Source organism: Flexithrix dorotheae DSM 6795 (assembly GCF_000379765.1).
Classification (GTDB): Bacteria; Bacteroidota; Bacteroidia; order Cytophagales; family Flammeovirgaceae; genus Flexithrix; species Flexithrix dorotheae.
Map to the genome: position 1 here is coordinate 550854 of NZ_KB903430.1, position 26082 is coordinate 576935.

A 26082-nucleotide genomic window follows, 5' to 3' on the forward strand; every position below is an offset into this window, starting at 1 on the left:
AATATTTTCTCTTATCACACCTTAATTTCAACATCAACTCCACTTGGTAACTCAAGTTTCATTAAAGCATCAACAGTTTTTGCAGAAGAAGAATAAATATCAACTAGTCTTTTATAAGTACAAAGCTGAAATTGCTCCCTTGATTTTTTGTTTACGTGAGGAGATCTCAATACTGTAAATTTTTCCTTAACAGTCGGTAATGGAATAGGACCACTAACTACAGCACCTGTTGCCTTTACAGCTCTCACAATTTTCTCAGATGATTTATCAACCAAATTGTGATCGTACGATTTTAATTTAATTCTTATTTTCTGATTCATGTTTTTTTTATTAGCCGTCTGCCAATACTTTTTTATGGTTTATCCGGGAGAAAAATTTCTCCCGGATTAATGTTTAATTTTTAAAATTAAGCCTTTGAAGCTGCGATTACTTCATCAGCAATGTTCTTTGGAACTGGATCATAGTGTGAGAAAGTCAATGATGCAGAAGCCCTTCCTGAAGTAATAGTTCTCAAATCAGTTACATATCCAAATAGTGAAGATAAAGGAACATCAGCCTTAATTACCACAGCACCACCTTTCACTTCCTGACCTTTTGGAAGTCCCCTTCTTTTATTCAGGTCACCAATCACACTACCAGTATATTCATCTGGAGTAACAATTTCAACAGCCATAACAGGCTCCATCAAGGTAGGTGAACATTTTTTAGCAGCCTCCTTAAAGCCCATTTTAGCAGCCATTTCAAAAGATAAACTATCTGAATCGACATCATGGTAAGAACCAAAGAATAATCTTGCTCTCATAGATTCCACTGGGAAACCTGCAAGTACACCATTCTTCATTGCCTCTTCAAATCCTTTCTGAACAGCAGGAATGTATTCCTTAGGAATCACACCACCTTTAATTTCATCCACAAACTCAAGTCCTAACTTCACGTTTCCATCCTCATCAGGAGTAGCAGGGCCTAATTCAAACTGAATGTCGGCAAATTTACCTCTACCACCAGACTGTTTCTTAAATAACTCTCTATGTTCAGCTGAAGATTGAAGAGCTTCTTTATAAGCAACCTGAGGAGCACCCTGGTTGATTTCAACCTTAAACTCTCTTTTCAATCTATCGATGATAATTTCAAGGTGAAGTTCTCCCATACCTCTCAATACCGTCTGACCAGTTTCATGATCAGTTTTTACAGTTAAGGTAGGATCTTCCTCCACTAACTTAGCAATTGCAGCACCTAATTTATCAACATCAGCCTGTTTCTTCGGTTCGATGGCATATCCAATTACTGGCTCAGGGAAAGTCATTTCCTCTAAAACAATAGGCTTACCAACCTCTACCAAAGTATCTCCAGTCTTAATATCTTTAAAACCTACACCAGCACAAATATCACCCGCATCTACCTTTTCGATAGGATTCTGCTTATTAGAGTGCATTTGTAGTAATCTGGAAATACGCTCTTTCTTTCCAGTTCTCATATTGTAAACATAAGAACCTGAAGGTAAGCTTCCAGAATAAGCTCTCATAAAGCACAGTCTACCTACGAATGGGTCAGTAGCAATTTTAAATGCTAATGCTGAAAATGGCTCACTGGTTTCTGGCTTTCTCACTTCTTCTTTTTCAGTATCAGGGTTAATTCCTGTTACCGGAGGAAGATCTAAAGGAGAGGGAAGGAATGCTGCAACAGCATCCAATACAGCCTGAACACCTTTATTTTTGAAAGCAGATCCACATAATACAGGAGACATTGACATATCAATAACTGCTTTTCGAATAGCAGCCATCATTTCCTCCTTAGTAATTGATTCTGGATCATCAAAGAATTTCTCTAATAAAACCTCATCATACTCTGCTACTGCCTCTACAAGGTTTTGTCTCCATTCTTCCACAGTATCCACCAATTCCTCAGGAATATCAACAACTTTATAAGTCATTCCTCTATCCTCCTCATTCCAGATAATTCCCTGGTTGGTAATTAAATCAACCACACCTCTAAAGCCTTCTTCCGCACCAATTGGAATTTGAAGAGGAACTGGATTCGCACCTAACTTTTCTCTAATTTCTGTAACTGCCTTAAAGAAATCAGCACCTGATCTGTCCATTTTATTCACGAAACAGATTCTTGGTACTTTATATTTATCAGCTTGTCTCCAAACTGTTTCAGATTGTGGCTCTACACCGGATACAGCACAAAAAAGAGCTACAGCACCATCAAGTACCCTTAGCGATCTTTCTACCTCAACTGTAAAATCCACGTGACCAGGAGTATCAATGATATTTACCCGGTATTCTTCAGTTTCGTCAACTGGTTGCCCCTGAACTGTTGGATAGTTCCAGAAGGTTGTAGTCGCAGCAGAAGTAATGGTAATACCTCTTTCCTGCTCCTGCTCCATCCAGTCCATAGTAGCGGCACCTTCATGTACCTCTCCTATTTTATGACTTAGACCGGTGTAATATAAAATTCTTTCTGTTGTAGTGGTTTTACCGGCATCAATGTGCGCCATAATACCGATATTCCGCTGTAATCTTAAATCTTTGGTAGCCACTTTTATTAAAATCTAAAATGTGAAAATGCTTTATTTGCTTCTGCCATTCTATGGGTATCATCCTTTTTCTTCACTGCTGCTCCTTCACCTTTGGATGCGGCAATAATCTCTCCTGCCAACCTCTCTTTCATGGTCTTCTCATTTCTTTTCAAAGAAAAGTTGATCATCCATTTAATTCCCAATGATACTTTTCTTTCAGGTCTAACTTCAGTTGGAACCTGAAATGTTGCACCACCAACCCTTCTACTCTTCACCTCTACCCCTGGCATAATATTATTAAGAGCTTTTTTCCATACTTCTAATCCATTCACAGAAGGATCATCTTTCCCTAATCGCTCTTCAACAATATCAAGGGCATTATAAAATATGCCATAAGCCAAACTTTTTTTGCCTGATATCATCAAACTATTAACAAACTTAGTAACAAGAGTGTCACCGAATTTTGGATCAGGCAACACATAGCGCTTTTTAGGCTTACTCTTTCTCATTTCACCTTATTATTTATATAATTTTTATTTCTTAGCATCTTTAGGTCTCTTCGCTCCATATTTGGATCTCCTTTGAGTTCTACCGTTTACACCAGCAGTATCAAGAGCTCCTCTGATAATATGGTATCTTACACCAGGTAAATCTTTTACCCTTCCACCTCTGATTAGCACAATAGAGTGCTCCTGAAGGTTATGTCCCTCTCCAGGGATATAGGCGTTAACCTCTTTTCCATTTGTCAATCTTACCCTGGCCACTTTTCTCATTGCTGAGTTTGGCTTCTTTGGAGTAGTGGTATACACCCTCGTACAAACTCCTCTTCTCTGAGGACATGAATCTAATGCGGGAGACTTTGATTTTGATAATAAATTCTTTCGTCCCTTCCTTACTAGTTGTTGAATAGTAGGCATTTATATACTATTTATTTTACGTAACTCAATTTTTAGAACTGCAAAGGTAGAAATTATGTAAACTATTACAAAATAGAGTTGTAAATATTTTTTCAACTCTATTTGAATTTATAAGTAACATTTCTACAAGGCCCTAAACACCCCCTCTATCTCTCTCTAAAAGCCTTTTTTAAGGAGCATTTAACATAAAATGTGACTTTATTTTTTATGTTAATTTTTTTTCCTGAATAAACTACAAGAATATTCTCTTTAAGATTCCCAATCTTGCTTAAAGAATTTAATTTAGTATTTTCTTACCCTTATCAAACTATCACTATTTTTTTTCCTCTAGATTTTCAAGCTTTCAAATGAACAACTTCTTTAAACTAAAGGCAAACAAGACTGATTTTAAAACAGAAGTCATAGCTGGTATTACCACTTTTTTTACTATGGCTTATATCATTTTTGTAAATCCGGCTATACTGTCAAAAGCAGGAATGGATTTCAATAGTGTAATGCTGGCCACCTGTATTTCTGCGGGTATTGGAACATTAATTATGGGACTAATGGCCAATTACCCTTTTGCCCAGGCTCCCGGAATGGGATTAAATGCTTTTTTTACATTTTCCGTGGTACTCACCATGGGATATACCTGGCAGGAAGGTCTTGCAGCAGTTTTTATTTCCGGGATTATTTTTATTATCCTTACCTTTTCAGGGTTCCGAAAAACAATTGTAGAAGCTATTCCCGATACCATTCGAAATGCCATTCCTGCAGGAATTGGTTTATTTATCGCTTTTATTGGATTAAATAATGCTGGGATTGTAAAGGTGAACCAGGGACCAATATTAGATATCATTTATGGCGCTGAAACCCTCGAGAAAAATCAGTTGGCAAACCAGGTACTAAATGCCCCTTCCCAGGTATTAGAATTTGGTAATTTAGGCCAGCCCGATATTTTGCTGGCCCTCATTGGATTCTTTATCCTTGTTATATTAATGGTCTTGAAAGTCAGGGCAGCATTGCTATTGGGAATTATTCTAACGGTTATAGCCGGCATCCCTTTGGGAGTAACCCAAATTCCAGAAGCATTTACCCTTGATTCATTTAGCATTACCCCTACATTTCTTCAACTCGATATTCCCGGATTATTCAAAAATGGCACTGGAGATCATTCCCTTTTTGATTTAGTGATTGCCATTATAACCATTATCATTTCCTTCACACTAGTGGATTTATTTGACACCATGGGCACCCTGATGGGAACTGCTGCAAAAGGAGGATTTCTGGATAAAGAAGGGAAACTTCCCAGAATTGAAAAAGCTCTCATGGCGGATGCATTTGCAACTACAATTGGTGCTTTATTGGGTACTTCTTCAGTAACTACCTATATAGAAAGTGGTTCTGGAATTGTAGCAGGAGGGAAAACCGGACTGACTGCGGTAGTTGTTGCGGTTTTATTCTTTCTCTCCATTTTTCTGGCACCCATTGCCGGCATCATTCCAGCGGCTGCCACTTCACCTGCACTCATTTTGGTTGGGGTATTAATGATGGGAACTTTAAAAAACATCAACTTTGAAAATCTTGAAGAAGCCGTACCCGCATTTATGATTATTGCCATTATGCCATTTTCCTATAGCATAGCCAATGGCATAGGGGCTGGCCTGATTTTTTATACCTTAATTAAAATGGTAAAGGGAGAATTTAAAAATATTCATCCGGTAGTTTATGGAATTACCTCCTTGTTCATTATCCGTTTTGCCATGGTTTAGGCAATTGCCTAAACCTTTAGCTTTTTCTTCTGGCCTAATCTATAAATCTGATAAGAATTATAAAGGTTATGCCAAAGAATATAAAACATGGGACCAAGTGCTGCTAATGGACTGAGGTATGTCAAGGCAATCCAAATGGAAAACATGGTATTTTTCCTTCCAAGGGCCTGCCTGGATTCTTCCGGATTCGTGTTTTTCCCAATCCATTTCCCTATTGCAAAACTGGTTACACATATGAATAAAGCCATAATGGCAATCCAGTTTAGTATAGTAATAGCGCTTGAACCTTCCATTATAAATCTTGTGGCGGTAGAAGTAGCAATATAAATGTTAAGGTTAAACATAATAAAAGATAACCCTTTTATTTTCAATAAATGGGGTTGTACCACAGGCAAAAATCTTTTCACCATCCATGATAATAATAAAGGAATAAAAACCACTGACAATACCGGAGCCAGTATATCCAATACATTAAGGGAAATATCTCCGGAAACCATGGAGGGCAAAACAAAAGGAATAATCAGGGCGATTACACTATTGGTAAGCACTACCGAAAATGTTACAAAAGCCACTTTTCCCTCTAAATAACTGATTATGGCCGGAGCTGCTGCTGCAGTTGGCATTATCCCTGTGATAAAAGCAATTACTGCTAATTCCGGGTTAAATGGGAGAAATATAAAATAGAAAACAAATGCTATTAATATATTGGCTAAAAGGATTAGAAAGTGACTTTTGGTTATGATATTTCGGGAAATTTTAATATCCAGATAGGCAAAAAATAACATCCCCATTACCAGATACCTCACCATAAAAGTAAGCTGATCACCAAAAGGGAGCACCACCCCAATGAGCATCGACAGAATTAACGCAGCATGTTTCATAGTGCGAAAATACCCATTCCTCAGGCAAATACAAGAAAGGCTATTGTCATTAAAGCAAAAATTTTTGCTACTTATTAATCATGGCGGCAAAATATCCAGCCCCAAAACCATTGTCAATATTCACCACTGTGATTCCGGGGGAACAGGCGTTGAGCATGGAAAGTAAAGGTCCGACTCCCTGAAAACTCGCCCCATATCCCACAGAAGTTGGAACTGCTATTACAGGTTTATCTACCAGTCCTGAAACCACAGATGGCAATGCCCCATCCATTCCTGCCACTACTACTATTACATTAGCAGCATCAATTTTATCCATATTATTGAAAAGCCTGTGAATTCCGGCAACTCCCACATCATACAAACTTTCCACTGTTTGTCCCATGCTTTTTGCTGTCACCACCGCCTCTTCAGCCACAGGCAGATCTGAAGTACCGGCACTACAAATCAGGATTTTTTTGTGAGGATCCGGCTCTACTTTTTTTTCAGGATGCGTGATTAAAAAGGTACGGGCAAGTTCATTGATTTGGGCCTGGGGAAACTTTTCTTTAATGGCTCCAAGCATCTCATTCGTAGCCCTTGTGGCCAAAACAGTTGAATTTACCAGCATTGACTGGGCAATCGCCAATACTTGCTCCGTAGTTTTGTTCTGACAAAAAATTACTTCAGGATATCCCCTTCTTATGGTCCTGTGATGATCGATATTAGCAAAGCCAAGGTTTTCAAAAGGCAATTTGGTAAGTTGTTGAAAGGCTTGTTCAATAGGTAATTTATCTTCTTTTACAGCCTGTAAAAGTGCTTTTAGTTTATCCTGATACATGTGTTAATAAGGATTTAATCTTTTAAATCTTTTATTAAGGCATTTAGCGCCCCACTTTTAAATTGTTTCCATTCCGTATTTTCAAACCCAAGCTTTTTAAAATAATTCGAAATGGCTTCGAAATGATTTTCTATCGTAGGCAAATCAGTTCTTGGAGTTTCGATTCTGGCGGTTCCTCCAAAATGTCTCACCCTTAATTCTTTTAAGCCGTAGGCTTTCAGAAAAACTTCTGCTTTTTCTACCATGGCAAGTTTTTCAGGTGTGACGGTGTTTCCATAAGGAATTCTTGAAGCCAGGCAGGGGCTGGCAGACTTATCCCAAATCTTTAAACCCAATTTTTTGGCTAAAGTCCTTACATCAGCTTTATTTAAGCCAGCTTCTTTTAAAGGGCTCACCACCTGAAATTCTTTTGCAGCTTCCAGTCCCGGCCGATAATCACCCAAATCATCCAGATTAGTTCCATTAGCTACAACCTTGATTCCCTCTTTCCTAGCCACATGGATTAAATGTGAATACAGTTCAAATTTGCAGTAATAGCATCGGTTAACGGGATTTTGGGAGTAATTATCGTTTTCAATTTCATTGGTCGCCACCAATATATGCCTGGCCCCGATTGATTCGGCAATAGATTTTGACTCCTCAATTTCAACTCTTGGAACTGAAGGAGAATCAGCGGTCACTCCAATAGCTTTTTTGCCAAGCACTTCAGTAGCTACTTTTAACACAAGAGCACTATCCACCCCACCGGAATATGCCACCACCAGTGCACCCAGCTCACCGATGTAGTCTTTTAAATTTTCATATTTACGGTCAATAGCTTCCATAAAACATTAATTTTTTAAGAATTATTAGAGCTTATTCCAATCGAATTAAAAAAATATGCTAAAACACCCAGTTTTCCCGAATTACATGGACTCCAATTCCGATAGAAATTAAAGCAATTATGATCAGATAAGCATTCCCAAACCGCTTATATCTCTGCGTTAAAAGGAATGAATACCCGATAATTGTCCCACTCACCATCATTCCCAAAATAGTTCCGACTCCAAAACAAAGCAAAAAAAGCAATCCATCCATCATAGAATCAATGCTAGACAATACCAGCAGCATCACAGCAGCACTTCCTGCCAGTCCATGAAGAATTCCTATAAAAAAGGATTTGTGAATATGCTGATGTCTTGGATTGGCCTCTCCGGGCATCACCGACTGATCCTTTTTCAAATAATAACTTCTCAACATAGCCAGACCCAAATAAACCAGGAGCACCCCAACTGCCACATCAAAATACTGAGATATGATATCAGGCAAAGTGATTTTAAAAACTAATACCAAAACCCCAATGGCTAATAAGGACAGGGAATGCCCAAACCCCCAGTAGGCACCGACCATTGCCGATTTCCTCAGGTTTTTATTTTTAGTAGCAATAGTTGAAACTGCTGCTACATGATCTGCGTCAAAACTGTGTTGTATTCCAAGAAAAAAACCGGTGGTTAACAAACCAAAGAGCTGAAAAAACATTTATAAATCAGTTTGAAATTTTTCAAAGATCAAGATAACCATAATATTTATCAAATCTACTGATGGATTACTAAAGGTTCAATTAAAAATTGGTTGAGTAAACCAAAAACTTCTAACAAAGGAAATGAGGGGATTTGACCGGGAAAGGATTACTTTGAATTGTGCGTTTAATTATCAGTGAGGAATTTTCCCGGTTCTGTAAACCCTTTTTTGTGTCAGAATTTTATAGGTAAGAATAAGTAAGCTTATACCAACCACCGACATTAAAATGATTAAGACCCAATTAATCAAAATGGCATCGGGTTCTTTCACTAATCCATCTATTAGTAAAAAATAGCTCAGAAGTATCATGGTTTTAGGGGTTGATGTGAAAAATACTGGTACTAAATCTAAAACCCCGATTTTAACCGAAATGTTTAAATTTTCCGGGCAGATAATTCAGGCATTATTTTCATCAAGAAATGCTCCTCATTTTTATTCCCAAAACCCGGTCCGGTCACAGTTAATTTTTCATTTTGCAAAAAAGGCCTGTTTCCCAATGGCTAGGAAAACAGGCCTTTTCTTATTTAATACCAGAAAGATTAAACCTGATCTGCCATATCAAATTTATATCCAACTCCTTTTACCGTCTTAATATATTGACTTCCGATTTTTTCCCTTACTCTTCGGATATGTACATCTACCGTTCTTGCTAAAACATAGACATCCGATCCCCAAATACTTGCCAGTAACTCATCTCTTCCATAAACTTTATTGGGAGATTCAGCAAGGAAATAAAGTAATTCAAATTCTTTTTTGGGCAGGTTTACCTGAAGATCTTCGATATGGAGGGTATAACTGGATCGGTCAATTATGAATTTCCCGATTTTGATAATATCCTCTTCGTTTTCTTTATTTTTTAATTCTCTTCTGAAGTGTGCATTAATCCGGCTCATTAAAGCCCTGGGTTTAATTGGCTTTATGATGTAATCATCTGCTCCAACATCAAATGCCGCTACCTCAGAATATTCCTCAGCTCTTGCGGTTAAGAAAATAATATAGGCAGATTTCATTTCAGGAATATCTCTTATCTGCCGGCAAGACTCCACTCCATCCATTACCGGCATCATAATATCCATCAGCACCAATTCAGGAAGAAATTTTTTAGCTATTTCAAGACCTTTCTTTCCATCATTAGCTGTTTTCACCTCATATCCTTCCTTTTCAAGATTATAGCGCAGTATTTCAACAATATCCTGTTCGTCATCAACTACTAAAACTTTATGCTTTTTCTTACCCATTTTTATTATTTTAGTTTACCAAGGTTATCCAAAATTAAATGATAAGCTTATTTAAATAAGGCTTCACTTAATTTATTGATAAAATGTAAATAATAATGTAACAATTGGGTAACATTAAAAATTGATACCATTACCGTTAAAATAAGGCAAAAACACCGTCAATACCCAATTACAATAATTTAATATAAAAAATTATTTCCGGATAAGCTCTTGTAAGGTCGAATTATTTACCGTTACCTTATATTTTTCCCTGAGATTTTCCAGCCATTTTTTTTCAATATAATTCTGATAATCTGATATCACCTGACCTCTTGTTTCATCAAGTTGCTTCGGTCCCGGGGGTAAAATTTCGAGCACATTTACCTGAATTACCCTTTCATCATTTTCAATTCTGTGGTTCCCTATTTCCCAGGGGATATCATCCACAAGTTCACTTTCCCCTTGTTCAAATAACCTTTCAGTAATTTTTAAGGCAAGAGGATCCTCTTCATTCATCTTTTTCTCTAAAATTTCAAGGTTTTTCGAGAAATATTTGATGGTCACCCTACCTCCTACAAGCGTATCTGAAACGGCCAACTTTAACTTGCCTCCATTTTCATAACCCAACACTCTGGTAGAATCACATCCCTTAGCATCCAAATAGGCTTTTATTTTTATCAGTCTTTTTTCAGCCAGATCTTTCTTTTCCTTTTTGGTATAAAAAGCCTTTACACTAACCAGATAATCCGGATTTGCCTGTAATTTTTTAATTACCTCATCTATCTGATTTAATATAGTATCTCCCCAGCTGTTTTTATTGTGAGGATAGAAGCATTCCACCGTTGGCTCCTTATCCAGTTCAAACATGGAATCTTTTAAAGCCACAATTGCCTTATCCAGTACTTCCTTATTTTTGGCATCAATTACAATAGCCTTTACTCGTTCATCCCACTGATAATTTTCCTTATTTTCTTCAAAGAATCGGGCAATCCCGGAAGTATCCTTCACTGCAGGGTTCCAGACTTTTTCTTCCATTATTTTAAATAAAAGCAACCCCTCTCTATATTCCTTAACCAGGTTTTTGTATTCTGGATACTTATCAGCAAGTTGGGTTTCTTCAAAAGCAATACAGGATTCGCTTTTAAATTTTTCATACAATTCTTCCCCATATTCCAAAAGTGTCATGTTATTCCTTTTCGCCTGATTTTTCATCACATAGGATAAAAAAGATTTTGCAGAAAATTGCTGACCACCAATTGAAAACATAGGTGTTTCAAATGATTTATTCAGGGTATCAGTTTCCCAGTTTCCCTCTAAAAGTTTGTCATTAAATTGTTGAAAAGCCAGTTTTATCCCCTTCGGGTACTCCATAAAATTATTTTCTTTTTTAATTTTCTCCAGGAAAACCTTTTGAGTAATTTCTGCTCTGGCATCTCTTTCTACTTTTCTTTTGAGTTCTGGTGCCATCTTTTCAAATGGTTCAATACCTTTTCTTTCCAGTAATTTAATAATATGCCAGCCAAAAGCAGTCTTCACCGGTGGGGTAATATCTCCCGGGTTTTGAAGCTTAAAGGCAGCCTCGGCAAAATCTTCAACCATTGTGCCCGCAGAAAACCATTTCAATTCCCCTCCATTATCCTTACTGCCTCTGTCGTCCGAAAAGGTTTTGCACAAATGATCCCAATCCTCACCATCTTGAAGTTTTTTATAAATTTCCTCCGCCTTTTTATAAGCACTAATTGAATCCTCCCGGGGTAACCCATCAGGGGCTTTTATCATAATATGAGCGGCATGTACGGAACCATTGGAAGGTCTCTTATCTTGTATTTTTATGATATGATAACCAAATCTGGTCCTTATAGGGTCGGTAATGTCATTAATTTCACCATTGTACACCGCATCCTCAAACTCATGTACCATTTGCAGGGAAGTAAAGTAGCCTAATGATCCCTTGTTAGTTTTGGCAGAAGGATCATCTGAATATTGCACAGCCAGCATTCCAAAATCTGCCCCGTTTAGTGCCTTATTTTTAATTTCCAGTGCTTTTTTAAATGCTTTTAAGGTATCTTCAGGAGAAGCTTTCTGATCTGCTTTTATTAATATATGAGAGGCTTTTACTTCAGTTTTCAATCTTTCATAGGAAGCTTTAACCAAATCTTCAATTCCTTTTTCGTCCGTCAGATATGGTTTTGCCAATTGTTTTCGATAAGTTTCAAATTCATTTATAAATTCAGGATCCTTATCATAATTCAGTGCGAAAGCCTCTGTTACTTTTAATTTGAAATTGATAAATAAATCAAGGTAATCTTCCAGACTCTCTTTGGTAAAGGCATTTACAGAATCATTATGATTTTTACTGTATAAATACACAAATTCCTCAGCCGAAACATTATTCGAATCAATTTCAATAATATACTTTTCTTCCTTTTGTTGAGCCACTGATTGAAAAAAGGAATGAAACAAAAACAAATAACAAATGATCAATCGATAAGCTTTCATAATTAATTTATATGTATTTTAAGCTCAGAGCCTGTTTTAATTTTATTGTATTAACCGCAAACAACAACAGCTATTTCTATCTGGTTTTGGGAGCCTGTAGCTGATAAAATTTTAAGTGGTCCGCTATTTCGGAAATATCAAAACTTAAACCAGCTCCTAATAAAAAAAGTCACCAATGCTAATTAGTGACTTATTCATTATATATTTCCCAGTATCAATTCTTTACTGAATTCAAGACCTTAGTCTGATTTTTCCTTTCTGCCTGAAGGATCATTATTTAAGCGTTCGTTTAATTTCTTTTTCTTCGTACGCTTCAATCACATCCCCAACCTTCAGGTCATTGTAATTTTTAATACTAATACCACATTCAAAGCTTTGTTTCACTTCAGAAACATCATCTTTAAATCGTTTTAGTGCTTGTATTTCTCCACCTGTTTCTCCTCCATAAATTACAATACCATCCCTAATCAGCCTGATCTTAGAATTTCTCTTAATGTATCCTTCTGTTACATAACATCCGGCCACAGTACCCACTTTGCTAATTTTATAAACTTCCCTTACCTCTACCGTTCCTACGATTTCCTCTTCAATATCAGCAGACAACAGTCCTTCCATTGCAGCTTTCACTTCTTCAATAGCATGGTAAATTACAGAGTACAACCTGATCTCTACATCTTCTCTTTCAGCCAGTCTTCGAGTATTTGGTGTAGGCCTTACCTGGAAACCAATCACAATTGCTTCGGAAGCCGATGCTAAAAGGATATCATTATCAGAGATAGGTCCTACAGCTTTATGGATAATATTAACTTCCACTTCATCAGCCGAAAGTTTTTGAAGCGAATCAGAAAGTGCTTCCACAGAACCATCCACATCACCTTTAATAATCACATTAAGCTGCTGGAAATTACCCATGGCAATTCGTTTTCCAATATCACTCAGGGTGGTTCGCTTAGTAGCTCTAATACTTTGCTCTCTAAGAATTTGTTCCCTTTTATTGGAAATCTCTCTGGCTTCTCGCTCAGATTCCATCACATTCATCTTATCTCCAGCCTGTGGGGCACCATTTAAACCAAGTACCTGCACTGGTGTGGAAGGGCCGGCTTTTTTAAGCCGTTTACCCCAGGAATCTGTCATGGCCTTTACTCTTCCATAATGATGGCCTGCCAACATTATACTTCCAATTTTCAATTCACCTGATTGCACAAGGATTGTAGTCACATAGCCTCTACCTTTATCAAGAGAAGCTTCTACAACAGTTCCGATGGCCTTTTTATTTGGATTAGCTCTTAACTCAAGTATATCAGCTTCCAGCACAACCATTTCCAGCAAATCGTCAATGCCAAGCCCGGATTTTGCCGAAACTTCCTGACACTGCACTTTTCCACCCCACTCTTCTACTAATATGTTCATTTGCGACAATTCCTCTTTTATTTTATGAGAATTTGCCCCTGGTTTATCTATTTTGTTGATCGCAATTACAATTGGAACACCTGCAACCTGTGCGTGGTTAATCGCTTCTACCGTTTGAGGCATTACGCTATCATCAGCCGCAATTACAATAATGGCTACATCCGTCAATTTAGCACCCCTTGCCCTCATCGCGGTAAAGGCTTCGTGACCAGGTGTATCCAGGAAGACGATGTCTTTGCCACTTTCAGTTTTCACCTTGTATGCCCCAATGTGCTGGGTAATTCCCCCTGCTTCAGCATCAGCTACTTTCGAATTTCTGATGTAATCAAGAAGAGAAGTTTTACCGTGGTCAACGTGCCCCATAATGGTAACAATCGGAGCCCTTGGTTCTAAATCTTCTTCTTTATCCTCCTCTTCTAGAACCAATTCTATTTCTTCTTCAGCACTTGTGAATTCCACACTAAAGCCGAATTCATCCGCCAACATGGTAATGCTATCTGCATCCAGCCTTTGATTAATGGAAACAAACATTCCCAGCTTCATGGCATTGGCTATTATTTCATTTACACTAACTTCCATTAGTGTGGCCAAATCATTCGTAGAAATGAATTCTGTTACTCTTAATAAGGTATGATCTACTGCTTCTTCCTGCTCTTGTTCCTTTGCAGCAATAGCATCTCTTTTCTCTTTCCTGTACTTACTTTTTGAGGACTTTCCAGAGCTTGACCCACTCATCCGGGCCATAGTCTCTTTGTACTTCTCCTGTACTTCTTTTTGGGAAACTTCTTCTTTCTTAAATGGCGTTCGTTTATTCTTCCCTCTTCGATCATCTCGGCCATCTCTGTCCCTGCCTTGATTCCCATCAAAATCTTTCCCTCCGGAAGGCTTATCATGTCTTTTACCTCCTTTGTCTCCTCCGGAAGTTTTATCATAATTCTTGTTTACCGTGTCCTTTTCATTCTCTTTAGAAATACGAACACGTTTCCTCTTCCTTTTCTTCTTATCCCGTTGATCATCCGAAGAAGCAACAGGTTTGGCTTTCTTCTTATCCTTACTTGGTAAATCAATTTTACCTAAAACAGTAAGCCCTTGTAATTTATCAGCTTTGGCCTCAATTACTTTTGCTGGTTTACTTTCCTCTTCTTGCTCATCAACTTCTTCTTCAACCTCTGCCTCAGGTGTTTCTACATCTTCAATAATATCTTTCTTAGTTTGTTCTTCAACTACTTTTTCTACTTTACTTTCAGTTTTTTCTTCTTCAGCCTTTTCTTCTTTCTTCACCTCAGCAACAGGTTTTTCCACAACAGGAGGCTGCTCTATTTCCACCTTAGCCTCAACAGGCTTCTCTTCCTCCTCCACTTTTTCCACAGAACTTTCTTCCTGTTTCTCCTCTTTTTCTACTTCAGCAACAGGTTCCTCTTCTTTTACAGGTTCTTCCTTCACTTCTTCTATTGGAGGTTCTTCCTGCTTCACCTCAGCAACAGCAGGCTCTTCTTTCACTTCTTCTACTGGTTCCTTTTCAACAGGCTTGCTTTTAACTGGTCTTCCTTTAGCATCCAATTCTATTTTATCCAGAACTGTTAGTCCTTTTAATTTGGATGCCTTTTCAACCTGATCGGGTTCCTCCTCCGCTTTTGGCTCTTCAACTTCTGGAACAGGAGCCTCCTCAATTTCATTTTTAGCAACGGAAACAGGCTCTTCTTTTTTCTCTTCCTCTACAGCAGGCTCCGCTTTAGGGGCCGATTCATTCCCGGACTGGTCAAGAATAAAAATTTCGTCATCTTCTGACTCATCCGCTCCTTCTGGTTTCAAATCAGATTTAATAATCACATCTTCGTGACTTGAACCTATATTAATCCCGGCAGCTTTTCGCTTTATGGCCATGGACGACTCGAATTCTTTTTCCAAAACCTCATACTCCTCAGGAGTAATTTTGGCATTAGGTTTAGCATCTACACTAAACCCTTTGGAAGCAAGCAATTCTGCAATCCTAGCTATTCCAACATTAAATTTTCTTGCTGCCTGACTTAATCTCATATTTAATTATCTACTGAACTAATGAAATTTAATAGACCACAAAAATGGAAAATCAATCCCAATTTATGGCCTGTGAACTCATATGATTTTATAAAAATTTATGCAAAGATAGAATATTGTTTTAATTTCTTTTAAAGAATAGATTTATTATGACCACATAAAACATCAATCGAACTCTTTTCTGAGCGTTTCTCTGATAAAATCTATGGATTCTTCCTCCAATTCGGTCCTTCTCAGCAAATCCTGAGGACTAATCGCCAACACCGTTTTTGCGGTATCAAGACCAATTCTCCTCAACTCATCTATCATCCATTCATCTATCACATCCACAAACTCCCTTAATTCCACATCTTCTTCGTCATCTTCAAAATCTCCGAGTTCTCTGAATACATCTATTTCCATTCCTACCAGTTTACTGGCAAGCTTAATATTCTGTCCTCCCTTACCTATAGCAAGTGACACCTGATCTCTGTCAAGAAAAACCGAAACCCTCCCATTATCCGCATCTACCTTAATGTTATTGATTTTGGCTGGGCTTAATGCTCTTGCTATGTATAAATCGATGTTATCAGTATAATTGATCACATCAATATTTTCATTTTGTAATTCTCTTACAATACTGTGAATTCTTGATCCCTTCATCCCCACACACGCTCCTACCGGATCAATTCTGTCATCATAGGATTCTACGGCTACTTTTGCCCTTTCTCCCGGTTCTCTCACCACTTTCTTGATGGTAATTAACCCATCAAATACTTCGGGAACTTCACCCTCAAATAACCTTTCAAGGAAAACAGGAGAAGTTCTAGATAAAATAATCTTAGGATTATTATTTACCATTTCCACACGGTGGATAATCGCCCTCACATTATCTCCTTTCCTAAATCTGTCTTTATAGATTTGTTCTGTTTTAGGTAGAGATAATTCATTTTTCTCACTATCAATTAAAATTAATTCTCTACTTAAAACCTGGTATACCTCACAAGTTACCATCTCTCCAACCAAATCCTTATATTTTTGAAAAAGGATATCTTTTTCTAAGTCTTTTACTTTTTGAATAAGAGTTTGTCTGGCTGTTTGAACCTGCCTTCTGCCAAAGTCAAGAATTTTTACTTCTTCGGCCACTTCCTCTCCCACTTCAAAGTCAGCTTCAATCTTTTTAGCCTGAGAAAGCCGAATAGTAAGATTTTCATCTTCTACTTCAGCATCATCCTCAACAATCTCCCGATACCTCCATATTTCCAAATCACCCTTATCCACGTTGATAATCACATCAAAATTTTGGTCGGTACCAAACTTCCTTCTTACCATTGTCCTGAAGACATCTTCCAGGATTCTGATCATTGTAGGACGGTCAATGTTTTTGAGCTTTGCAAAATCGGCAAAACTTTCAATAAGAATAGAACTGTTCATTGTTCACCTCGTTTTAAAATCTTATTACTTATCAGCAGATTATTTGAATGAAACTAAAACCTTAGCTTCCTTTATATTTTCAAAATTTAATTCTACTCCTTTTACAAATTTAACTTTCTTCTTTTTTTCAGCTATTTCCTGCTCTATTACCACTTTATCTTCCGAAACTTCTTCCAGTTTACCAACAGCCTTTTTTCCATCGTTTAACTGGAATTCAAGTTTCCTTCCAATGTTACTCTTATATTGTCGTAACATTTTTAGTGGCTGGCCAATTCCCGGAGAGGACACATCTAAGGTATAGGCTTCTTTAATCAGGTCATTTTCTTCCAGGTAATTTCCCAATTTTCTGTTCACCCTGACACATTTATCAATCCCAACTCCATTATCGCCATCAATTATTACATTGATTTTCTTCTTGTCAATTCCACTAATTTCGATATCTACAATAAAAAGTGAAGTATCTGGCAACACACTTTCTACAATCTCCCGAATCAATTTTTCTGTTTCCACTTTTATTTATTTAGCTAAAAAAAATAGGGAGCGAAGCCCCCTATATCTTTCAATCTCAAAATATTTCTTACAAAAATAAATCTTTTTTGAATGAAACCAAAAAAAACAGTCCTTTCCCTAATATATTTTTAAAAGTGTGCCTAATTGTACACCAACCGACTATCCTCTCCAAAAAAATACTTATCCAATTTGTTGGAAAAAAAAATTCAGCTTCCCCTATATTTGAAGCACAAAAAGTAACTAAAATAAACCGACAACACATATGCAAGTAAATAACCAGACAACCCAGGAAATGGATAATACCTTCGATGCCATAGTAATTGGCTCAGGAATAAGTGGAGGCTGGGCCGCGAAAGAACTATGTGAAAAGGGATTAAAAACGCTTGTTTTGGAAAGGGGCCGCCCTGTAAAACATATGGCCGATTATCCCACCGCCATGAAAAACCCCTGGGATTTTAAATACCGGGGAGATTTATCCAAACAAGTGAAGGAAAATGATCCGATTGTTGACAAATGCTATGCCTATGAAGAGGCTACTGAACACTTTTTTGTGAAAGATCACGAACACCCTTATGTCCAGGAAAAACCTTTTGACTGGATAAAAGGCTATCAGGAAGGAGGGAAATCTTTAATCTGGGCCCGACAAACCCAACGGTGGAGTGATTTTGAATTTGAGGCGCCCAAGAGAGATGGATTTGCCGTGGACTGGCCAATCAGATATAAAGACCTGGAAAAATGGTATAGCCATGTGGAAGAATTTGTGGGCATTAGCGGAAATAAAGATGGCATAGCCAATCTGCCCGATAGTGAAGTGCTTCCGCCTTTCGAATTGAATTGTGTTGAGAAAGCAATTCAGGAAAAAGTAAAGGAAAATTATGAAAACAGGCATGTAATTATCGGCCGGTGTGCGCACTTAACCGAACCTAAAGAGATTCATATCCAACAAGGAAGAGGTAAGTGTCAGGCCAGACACCTATGCTACCGGGGTTGCCCCTTTGGTGCCTATTTTAGTTCTAATTCCTCTACCCTGCCCTGGGCCGAAAAAACCGGAAATTTAACCATAAGAACAAATTCAGTTGTCCATTCTATTATTTATGATGAAACCCAAAAAAAAGCAATTGGGGTAAAAGTTATTGATACAGAAACAAAAGCGGAAACTGAGTTTTATGCCAAAATCATTTTTGTGAATGCTGCAACGCTTAATACCAACCTGATTTTGTTAAATTCTAAATCGGAAAGATTTCCCAATGGCTTGGGCAATGACAATGGTTTGTTAGGGAAATATGTGGGGTTTCACAATTATAGAGGAAATATCCTGGCGGATTACGATGGTTTTGAAGATCAATATTATTATGGCCGAAGACCCACCACAGCCTTTATACCCTCTTTCAAAAATGTGTTCAAACAAGACTCAGATTTTTTAAGAGGTTATATGGTAGCCTTTGGAGCATCCAGAAAAAACTGGGGACAGGGAAATGGAAAAGAAGGTTTTGGAGCTGATTTTAAAAATGACCTGACCAAACCGGGAGGCTGGCAGGTTTTCATGATGATACAGGGAGAAACCATTCCGAAAGAAGCAAATCATGTTCGGCTTAGCGAAACGGAAAAAGATGATTGGGGAATCCCTCAACTGGTTACTTCCATTGAATATGATGACAATGACGAAAAAATGCTTCAGGATTTCTTTAAAGAAGGAGAAGAAATGCTGGCTAAATCGGGCTGTACCAACATCAGGCCATGGGATACCAAACAGGCTCCCGGGCTGGATATTCACGAAATGGGTGGGGTAAGAATGGGACACGACCCGAAAACCTCCCTTTTAAACAAGCACAATCAATTGCATAATTGTAAGAATGTTTTTGTGACCGATGGGGCCTGTATGACTTCCATGGGAAACCAAAATCCTTCCCTCACTTTCATGGCTATCACGGCCAGAGCAGCGAATTTTGCTGCTGAGGAAATAAAAAAGGGGAATCTTTAAATTTATTTAACCTATAATACCAAATTGTGAATCTTTTAAAGGAATCGAACAAAAGGTTATGATTTTATCATCCTTAATGCGACTTTTGCGAAAATTTTAAAAGCATTTGGCAAGGAAAAACTTATTACTAATGAATTCAACAGTACGTCTCGCAGTTCAAAAATCAGGAAGATTAAGTGAAGGATCAATGAAACTGATAAGTTCCTGCGGGATTCATGTTTCCAATGGGAAAGGGAAATTAAAAGCCATGGCGAGCAACTTCCCTATAGAGTTTTTATTTTTAAGAGATGATGACATTCCGGGTTATGTAGCCGATGGTGTAGCAGATTTGGGGATTGTTGGAGAGAATGTGGTGGCTGAAAAAGACAAGGATGTTAAAGCTATTAAGAAATTAGGGTTTTCCAGGTGCAGACTTTCCATAGCCATTGAAAAGTCAAAACCATATAAGGGTATTCAGGATTTGGAAGGAAAAAATATTGCGACTTCCTACCCTAAAATTTTAGGCGACTATTTATCTAAAAACGGGGTAAAAGCTGATATCCATGAGATTAGTGGATCGGTGGAAATTGCGCCAAGCATTGGGCTTGCTGAAGCCGTTTGTGATATTGTTAGCTCAGGCAGTACGCTTTTCACCAATGGCCTGAAAGAAGTTGAAACCATTTACAGGTCTGAAGCGGTTATGATTGCCAATCATAATCTTGATGCTGAAAAGGAAGAAATTATCAACAAACTACTTTTCAGAATTGAAGCCCTTCAGTCGGCTCAAAACAATAAGTATATTTTATTAAATGCTCCTGAACAATCATTGGATAAAATCATTTCCCTTTTACCGGGAATGAGAAGCCCTACCGTGTTACCCCTTGCGGAAAAAGGTTGGGTTTCAGTTCATTCGGTGATTAATGAAAATGATTTCTGGGAGAAAATTGAAGGATTAAGAGAAGCAGGAGCCGAAGGCATATTGGTAGTGCCTATTGAAAAAATGATCCTATAAAAAGAGAGGACTTAGTTTAGCCATATCAATCGCATTGAAAGATATAACTACCTATTAATTTTGCCATAACTAATTGATATTGAGATAAAGTTGCTCAATATCAAAAAAGTATGGGACTTACTAATTAGCGGAAAGGACATGGAATTAATTAAATTTCCACCAAAGGAAGATTGGAATAAGTTACTGGAAAGGCCGGTAATGAATTTTGAAGAAATTGAAGATCGGGTAAAACCAATTTTAACAAGAGTTGCAGAGGAAGGGGATAAAGCATTAAAAGCTTTCACTGCCACTTACGATAAGGTTGAAATCGAAGAACTTTTAGTTTCAAAATATGAAATAAAAGAGGCGGAGAAGAAAGTTGATAAAGACCTCCAAACGGCTATAAAAATAGCGAAAAGTAATATTGAAAAATTCCATGTAGTTCAAAAAGAACTGGTGAGGAAGGTAGAGACTATGCCTGGGGTGACCTGTTGGCGAAAAAGCATTCCCATTGACAAAGTTGGTTTGTATATCCCCGGTGGAACTGCACCTCTTTTCTCTACAGTATTGATGTTAGGCATTCCTGCAGTTTTGGCTGGTTGTAAGGAAGTGATACTATGTACTCCTCCAGACAAAAATGGAGAAATTCACCCTGCCATCCTTTACACTGCCAGTTTAATTGGAATTGACAAAATATTTAAAGTTGGTGGAGCACAGGGAGTAGCTGCGATGGCTTTTGGCACTGAATCAGTCCCCAAAGTGAACAAAATTTTTGGTCCCGGAAATCAGTACGTAACTGCCGCCAAACAACTGGTAACCAAAACAGGTGTAGCCATAGATATGCCTGCTGGCCCATCTGAAGTCGCTGTTATTGCAGATGCTTCGGCCAATCCCGATTTTATTGCCTCTGATCTTTTATCGCAGGCTGAACACGGTGTTGACAGTCAGGTGTTATTGGTCACTAATGATAAGAAATTACCTAAAAAAGTGGTAAAATCCCTAAATGAGCAGCTAGAGGATTTGCCCAGAAAGGAATTCGCCATAAAAGCACTGGAAAACAGCAAAACTATCCTGATGAAGGACATGGAGGGAATTTTAGAATTAATCAACCAATATGCTCCGGAACATTTGATTATATCCACAGAAAATGCCGAAGAACTTGGCGAGCAAATCACCAATGCCGGTTCGGTATTTTTAGGTCATTTAACTCCGGAATCTGTGGGAGATTATGCCTCAGGCACCAATCACACCCTTCCTACCAATGGTTATGCCAATGTATATAGCGGTGTTTCACTGGATAGTTTCTTCAAAAAAGTAACCTTCCAAAAGATTACCGAAAAAGGTCTGGAAAATATTGGAAAAGCGGTGGAACTTATGGCTGAAGCAGAAAGTCTTCATGCCCATAAAAATGCAGTGACTTTAAGATTGAAAAAGATTAAGGAGGATAAAATTAAAGATAAGATTTAATTTAAAATCACTGGACGCTATTCATTATCTATTCACAAATTTCCAAATAACTCTTCCTGAGGTATGAAATCCATTGATATAACAAAATTTGCCCGACCTCATATTCTGAATTTAAAGCCCTATTCTTCTGCAAGAGATGAATATACTGGGGTGGCAGGCACTTTCTTGGATGCCAACGAAAATCCATTAGGTTCAGCCACTGATGAAAATTTTAATCGCTATCCGGATCCTTATCAATGGGAAGTAAAAAAAGCTTTATCTCCCATAAAAGGAGTCAATCCGGAGAATACATTTTTGGGAAATGGAAGCGATGAAGCCATTGATTTGTTGTTTCGGGCTTTTTGTGAACCCAAAGCTGATAATGTGATTACCCTGCCACCAACTTATGGCATGTATCAGGTCTGTGCAGACATTAATTTGGTGGATGTGATTACTGTTCCGCTCACTACTGATTTTCAATTAGATGTGGATGGAATTCTTGAAGCTGTTACCCCGTCCACCAAGCTTATATTTATTTGTAATCCGAATAATCCTACTGGGAATAAATTAGATGAAAAGGCAATTTTAAAAATTTTGGATGAATTCAATGGATTGGTTGTAATTGATGAAGCCTATATTGACTTCTCAGACCATACCAGCTTTACCAACCTTCTTTCCGAGTACCAAAACCTGGTTGTACTTCAGACATTCTCAAAAGCATGGGGATTGGCTGCTTTAAGGATTGGGATGGCCTTTGCTTCAAAAGAAATTATTACCCTGCTCAACAAGATCAAATACCCTTACAACATCAACCAACTGACTCAGGAAAAAGCACTTGAAAGCCTTAAAAATGTAAGGAAGAAGGAACAAATGGTAAGGGAAATTCTTCAGGAAAGAGCTGAACTTATTAAAGTATTTGAACAGCTGCCTCTGGTGAAACATATTTATCCAAGCCATGCCAACTTTCTTTTAATTAAGGTTGATGAACCCGTAAAAATTTATCAATTCCTGATAGATAAATTAATTATTGTAAGAGACAGATCGAAAGTCATGTTATGTGAAGGTTGTTTGAGAATTACGGTGGGAACTGCCAAAGAAAATAAGGATTTAATTGAAGCGCTGAAGGCTTTTCAATAAAAATAAAGAAGTTATTACCTGTTCCGATGCCTTTTAATTCTATTTTCAGTGGGAAACATAAAATCAAACCTGATTTGAGGGAAATTTTACTTAAACTTCAAAAAAAAACTGATCTCTGTATAATTTTTACACTAAAAATTGGATTATTAGAAGAATAAGCCTTTAATTTAAAGTAAAATTACTGTTATAATATTAATTATCGGTGATTTAGCAACAAACTAAAACAAACACTTCCTCAGAATAGAAAGATAACTAACCTTGTTTTTTCAACAACATTTTTTTTAACTGGGAAATTTTCATTCACATTTTTTTATAGCTGAAATTCTTTCAATTTAAATTTCCCCATTACCTAAAACCAAATCAAAATGAGAAAATTAATTCTTTCAATAATTACTTCATTTCTTATTCTTTCAGGATTTTCAGGATACTCTCAATCAGATAAATTTTATTTTTTTGATGGAAGCTATAAACAATTACAAACCAGGGCCTTGAATTCTAACAAGCCGTATTTTATATACTTTTATGCCAATTGGAGTAGGATTGCCAAAAAGATGAATGATGAAGTGTTTGCCAGCAGTTCATTTGTAAACTATGCGGAGCCAAAATACCTGGGTTTAAAAGTAGATGGGGAATCTATTATTGATGAAGGAGAAGCCCTTGCCACACAATATGGTGTTTTGTATTTTCCAAGTATCCTCATCTTCACTCCTGAAGGTAAACTGATGGACAGGATTTCAGGGTTTCAATCTGCTGATAAAGTAATTGCCAAATTGAAACAATATGAAAATGCCACCGGAGCACCTGAACCTTCCATTAGTGAATCGGAAATCCAGTCCGTTTCCAATGAAAAACCAGGCGAGCATCTATTTAAAATTTCAGCCAAAAGACAAGCCCGAAGCGGTTTTGGTGTTCAGGTAGCTACTTATAGTAATTACCGCAATGCTTTCACCAAACTTTTAGAATTGGAAAATGAAAAATTCCACAAAAATGTATTGGTATTCATCAAAGAATCCGATCCGCAAAATCTGCAATATAAAGTCGTTTTAGGCCCTTTTATTAACCAGGAGCAAGCCGATGCTTACCTGAAAATATTACAAAAACAACCCTATTACAAAGGAACTGTTTTAGTGGAGCTTAGTGATTTGTAAGAAAAATAATAAAGAAAAAAAAGTCCTTCTGGTTATTCAGAAGGACTTTTTTGATTAGACAAAAATAAACTAAGGGCAGGTGATTTGGTTTTTCACAAAGTCCCCATTATCATCAATAGTAACCCTCCAGCAATTTCCATTTGGTGATTTCATAATAATTCCCTTATCAATATTTTCAATATATATATCTCCATCAGTTACCTGAAGTTTAGCCTGAGGAGACATAGTACCAATTCCCAAATTTCCATCATTAGATAAACGCATCCATTCGTAAGATTCTGGTCCATTTATACCTGTTTGAAAACTAAGGATGCCATTTGTAGAGTAAGCCCTTAAAATCAACCCTTTTCCAGTCGACATTACTTGGCCAAAATCTGCCAGACTTAAATTTCCATAAGAAGAAGAATGATGTCCTAAAACTGTTGTACTTCCACTACTTCCGGAATGCAATTTAACACCAACTGCCGATCCATAATCAATTGATTTATTATCCAGTGTAATAAAATATCGATTAGAATCTAACCCTGTGGTATTATCTTCAATATGAAGACGGCTTGACGGAGAAGCGGTTCCTAAACCTAATTTTCTATTCAAAGTAAAAATGATATCTTGATTTTTATAATGCCAAAATGAATCAGGCTGTGGAAATAAAATCGAGTTCCCTTTTGAAAGGCTTAATCGATTATTTTCATAACTGAGATATTGAATTTCATTAGTAGAATCAATATCACTTGTAACTATTGAATCCTTTGTATAAATATTAAAATATGGATAACTTCCTGAAACCTCAGTAGATCCACTTCCGGTTATTTGAATTTCCTGATCTGGAAGTGAATTTATTAAAGAATCACCATCAAGCTTAATCCCTTTTCCTGCAATTAAATTATTTTTTGTTTTTTCAGCATATAAGGCATAAGGAACACTCAAAAACTGAGTAACTCCAAGCAATTTATAGTTTTGTCTTCCACTTTTATCAATTTCTAATTTTAAGAATTTAGGAGCTTTCCCCCATTCTATTTGAGAAAAATCACCATTTTGACTTTCTCCTTTCCCTATGGTTAAATTGAATAATCCAAAAGAACTGGTTTCAACTTGATGTTGTTCAGCATAGATGGTTGCCCCTTCAATAGAGCTTGTTAAAATGCTAATCCTAATCCCAATTTCTTTATTTCTAATAGGTTTCTCTTCTTCATCCAAAGCAAGACCCTGATAATTAATACCCATAGGTGCCTGACCATACACTGAATAACTGAATAAAAGCAGTAAAATTAAATAGGTAGTTTTTTTCATTATTAATTTTTTAATATTGAAGCTGATTGAATTATTTTATTATCATTTCCCATTAAAAGAATTTTATAAATGCCAGACGGTAACCTTTCAAGATTTATGCTGTTTCCATTCATTTTTTTACTTTCGAAAACCATGTTTCCCATTAAATCGAAAATTATAACACTTGAAATGACTTCTGTTCCCTGATTAAAATATAGGTCTGAGTTTATTGGATTTGGGTAAAGGGTATACTGATCAGAGCTTGATTCATTTAATCCTGTTATAATGGACACCTCTTGAGAAATTACAAGGCCTGAAATAAATTCTGGGTCAGAAGAATCGTGAGGAATACCAAGGGGGTTCCCGACTGTGGAAATAAAAGAATCTTCTCCATCGGTAAACTCAAATTGAATACTAGAAATAGAATAGTGCATTTGACTAAAAACTGGAGGCGAAATGAACATTAATATCAATAACCATTTAAAATTAAATATATTCATAAATATAATTTTTGTGGAAATTACAAATGATGGGTCAGGGGAATTTTCCCCACTCCTTTTATTGAAATAACTCATAAAAATATATGAATATTTCAATT

General features: G+C 37.1%; 22 protein-coding genes. 6 read left to right on the forward strand and 16 right to left on the reverse strand.

The window, feature by feature from the left end; translation table 11 throughout:
- Positions 1-14: 14 nt before the first annotated feature.
- The 4 genes from rpsJ to rpsL form a co-directional block, all read right to left on the reverse strand.
- The gene (gene rpsJ, locus A3EM_RS0102295; RefSeq protein ID WP_020526547.1) at positions 15-320 is read right to left on the reverse strand and encodes a 30S ribosomal protein S10; all 306 of its coding nucleotides are present in this window, start codon (positions 318-320) and stop codon (positions 15-17) included.
- An 86-nt stretch (positions 321-406) separates the two neighbouring features.
- The gene (gene fusA / locus A3EM_RS0102300; protein WP_020526548.1) at positions 407-2542 is read right to left on the reverse strand and encodes an elongation factor G; all 2136 of its coding nucleotides are present in this window, start codon (positions 2540-2542) and stop codon (positions 407-409) included.
- A gap of 5 nt (positions 2543-2547) precedes the next feature.
- Positions 2548-3030, reverse strand: coding sequence for a 30S ribosomal protein S7 (gene rpsG / locus A3EM_RS0102305; RefSeq protein WP_020526549.1), 483 nt, complete (start codon positions 3028-3030; stop codon positions 2548-2550).
- A gap of 24 nt (positions 3031-3054) precedes the next feature.
- Entirely contained in the window at positions 3055-3438 is a 384-nt protein-coding gene (gene rpsL / locus A3EM_RS0102310) for a 30S ribosomal protein S12 (RefSeq protein ID WP_026210056.1), read from the reverse strand.
- A gap of 347 nt (positions 3439-3785) precedes the next feature.
- Between rpsL and A3EM_RS0102315 the strand changes: the two genes are divergently transcribed.
- Positions 3786-5189, forward strand: coding sequence for an NCS2 family permease (locus tag A3EM_RS0102315; protein ID WP_020526551.1), 1404 nt, complete (start codon positions 3786-3788; stop codon positions 5187-5189).
- 8 nt (positions 5190-5197) lie between these two features.
- Here the strand turns inward: A3EM_RS0102315 and A3EM_RS0102320 are convergent, their stop codons facing one another.
- The 10 genes from A3EM_RS0102320 to A3EM_RS0102370 form a co-directional block, all read right to left on the reverse strand.
- On the reverse strand, positions 5198-6070 hold the full coding sequence (locus tag A3EM_RS0102320) for a hypothetical protein (RefSeq protein ID WP_157637708.1): 873 nt from the start codon (positions 6068-6070) through the stop codon (positions 5198-5200).
- Between the two features lie 67 nt (positions 6071-6137).
- Positions 6138-6887 carry a nickel pincer cofactor biosynthesis protein LarB gene (gene larB, locus A3EM_RS0102325; RefSeq protein ID WP_020526553.1) on the reverse strand — a complete coding sequence of 250 codons (750 nt, stop codon included), beginning with the start codon at positions 6885-6887 and terminating at the stop codon, positions 6138-6140.
- A 14-nt stretch (positions 6888-6901) separates the two neighbouring features.
- Positions 6902-7711, reverse strand: coding sequence for an ATP-dependent sacrificial sulfur transferase LarE (gene larE, locus A3EM_RS0102330; RefSeq protein ID WP_020526554.1), 810 nt, complete (start codon positions 7709-7711; stop codon positions 6902-6904).
- A 58-nt stretch (positions 7712-7769) separates the two neighbouring features.
- Positions 7770-8405 carry an urease accessory protein UreH domain-containing protein gene (locus A3EM_RS0102335; protein ID WP_020526555.1) on the reverse strand — a complete coding sequence of 212 codons (636 nt, stop codon included), beginning with the start codon at positions 8403-8405 and terminating at the stop codon, positions 7770-7772.
- 174 nt (positions 8406-8579) lie between these two features.
- A complete protein-coding gene (locus tag A3EM_RS47420; protein WP_020526556.1) occupies positions 8580-8756 on the reverse strand; it encodes a hypothetical protein in 177 nt (58 codons plus the stop codon).
- A 230-nt stretch (positions 8757-8986) separates the two neighbouring features.
- Positions 8987-9685, reverse strand: coding sequence for a response regulator transcription factor (locus A3EM_RS0102350; RefSeq protein WP_020526558.1), 699 nt, complete (start codon positions 9683-9685; stop codon positions 8987-8989).
- A 192-nt stretch (positions 9686-9877) separates the two neighbouring features.
- Entirely contained in the window at positions 9878-12163 is a 2286-nt protein-coding gene (locus tag A3EM_RS0102355; RefSeq protein ID WP_083925154.1) for a peptidylprolyl isomerase, read from the reverse strand.
- A 273-nt stretch (positions 12164-12436) separates the two neighbouring features.
- Entirely contained in the window at positions 12437-15610 is a 3174-nt protein-coding gene (gene infB / locus A3EM_RS0102360) for a translation initiation factor IF-2 (RefSeq protein ID WP_020526560.1), read from the reverse strand.
- Positions 15611-15775: 165 nt separating this feature from the next.
- Positions 15776-17023, reverse strand: a complete 1248-nt coding sequence (gene nusA / locus A3EM_RS0102365) for a transcription termination factor NusA (RefSeq protein WP_020526561.1) — start codon at positions 17021-17023, stop codon at positions 15776-15778.
- 39 nt (positions 17024-17062) lie between these two features.
- Positions 17063-17533: a ribosome maturation factor RimP gene (locus tag A3EM_RS0102370; protein WP_020526562.1), complete on the reverse strand. Its 471-nt coding sequence runs from the start codon at positions 17531-17533 to the stop codon at positions 17063-17065.
- A gap of 262 nt (positions 17534-17795) precedes the next feature.
- On the opposite strand from A3EM_RS0102370, the gene A3EM_RS0102380 reads away from it, so the two are divergent.
- The 5 genes from A3EM_RS0102380 (at position 17796) to A3EM_RS0102405 (ending at position 24215) form a co-directional block, all read left to right on the forward strand.
- A complete protein-coding gene (locus tag A3EM_RS0102380; protein WP_020526564.1) occupies positions 17796-19514 on the forward strand; it encodes a GMC oxidoreductase in 1719 nt (572 codons plus the stop codon).
- Positions 19515-19644: 130 nt separating this feature from the next.
- Entirely contained in the window at positions 19645-20505 is an 861-nt protein-coding gene (gene hisG / locus A3EM_RS0102385) for an ATP phosphoribosyltransferase (RefSeq protein ID WP_020526565.1), read from the forward strand.
- A 138-nt stretch (positions 20506-20643) separates the two neighbouring features.
- Positions 20644-21951, forward strand: a complete 1308-nt coding sequence (hisD, locus tag A3EM_RS0102390) for a histidinol dehydrogenase (protein WP_026210059.1) — start codon at positions 20644-20646, stop codon at positions 21949-21951.
- Positions 21952-22014: 63 nt separating this feature from the next.
- Entirely contained in the window at positions 22015-23067 is a 1053-nt protein-coding gene (hisC, locus tag A3EM_RS0102395) for a histidinol-phosphate transaminase (RefSeq protein WP_020526567.1), read from the forward strand.
- Between the two features lie 365 nt (positions 23068-23432).
- The gene (locus A3EM_RS0102405) at positions 23433-24215 is read left to right on the forward strand and encodes an SPOR domain-containing protein (protein WP_020526569.1); all 783 of its coding nucleotides are present in this window, start codon (positions 23433-23435) and stop codon (positions 24213-24215) included.
- Positions 24216-24284: 69 nt separating this feature from the next.
- Here A3EM_RS0102405 and A3EM_RS45420 read toward each other — a convergent pair whose 3' ends face one another.
- Both A3EM_RS45420 and A3EM_RS0102415 read right to left on the reverse strand, forming a co-directional pair.
- Positions 24285-25505 carry a hypothetical protein gene (locus A3EM_RS45420; protein WP_020526570.1) on the reverse strand — a complete coding sequence of 407 codons (1221 nt, stop codon included), beginning with the start codon at positions 25503-25505 and terminating at the stop codon, positions 24285-24287.
- 2 nt (positions 25506-25507) lie between these two features.
- A complete protein-coding gene (locus tag A3EM_RS0102415; RefSeq protein ID WP_157637709.1) occupies positions 25508-25984 on the reverse strand; it encodes a T9SS type A sorting domain-containing protein in 477 nt (158 codons plus the stop codon).
- Between the last annotated feature and the right edge of the window lie 98 nt (positions 25985-26082).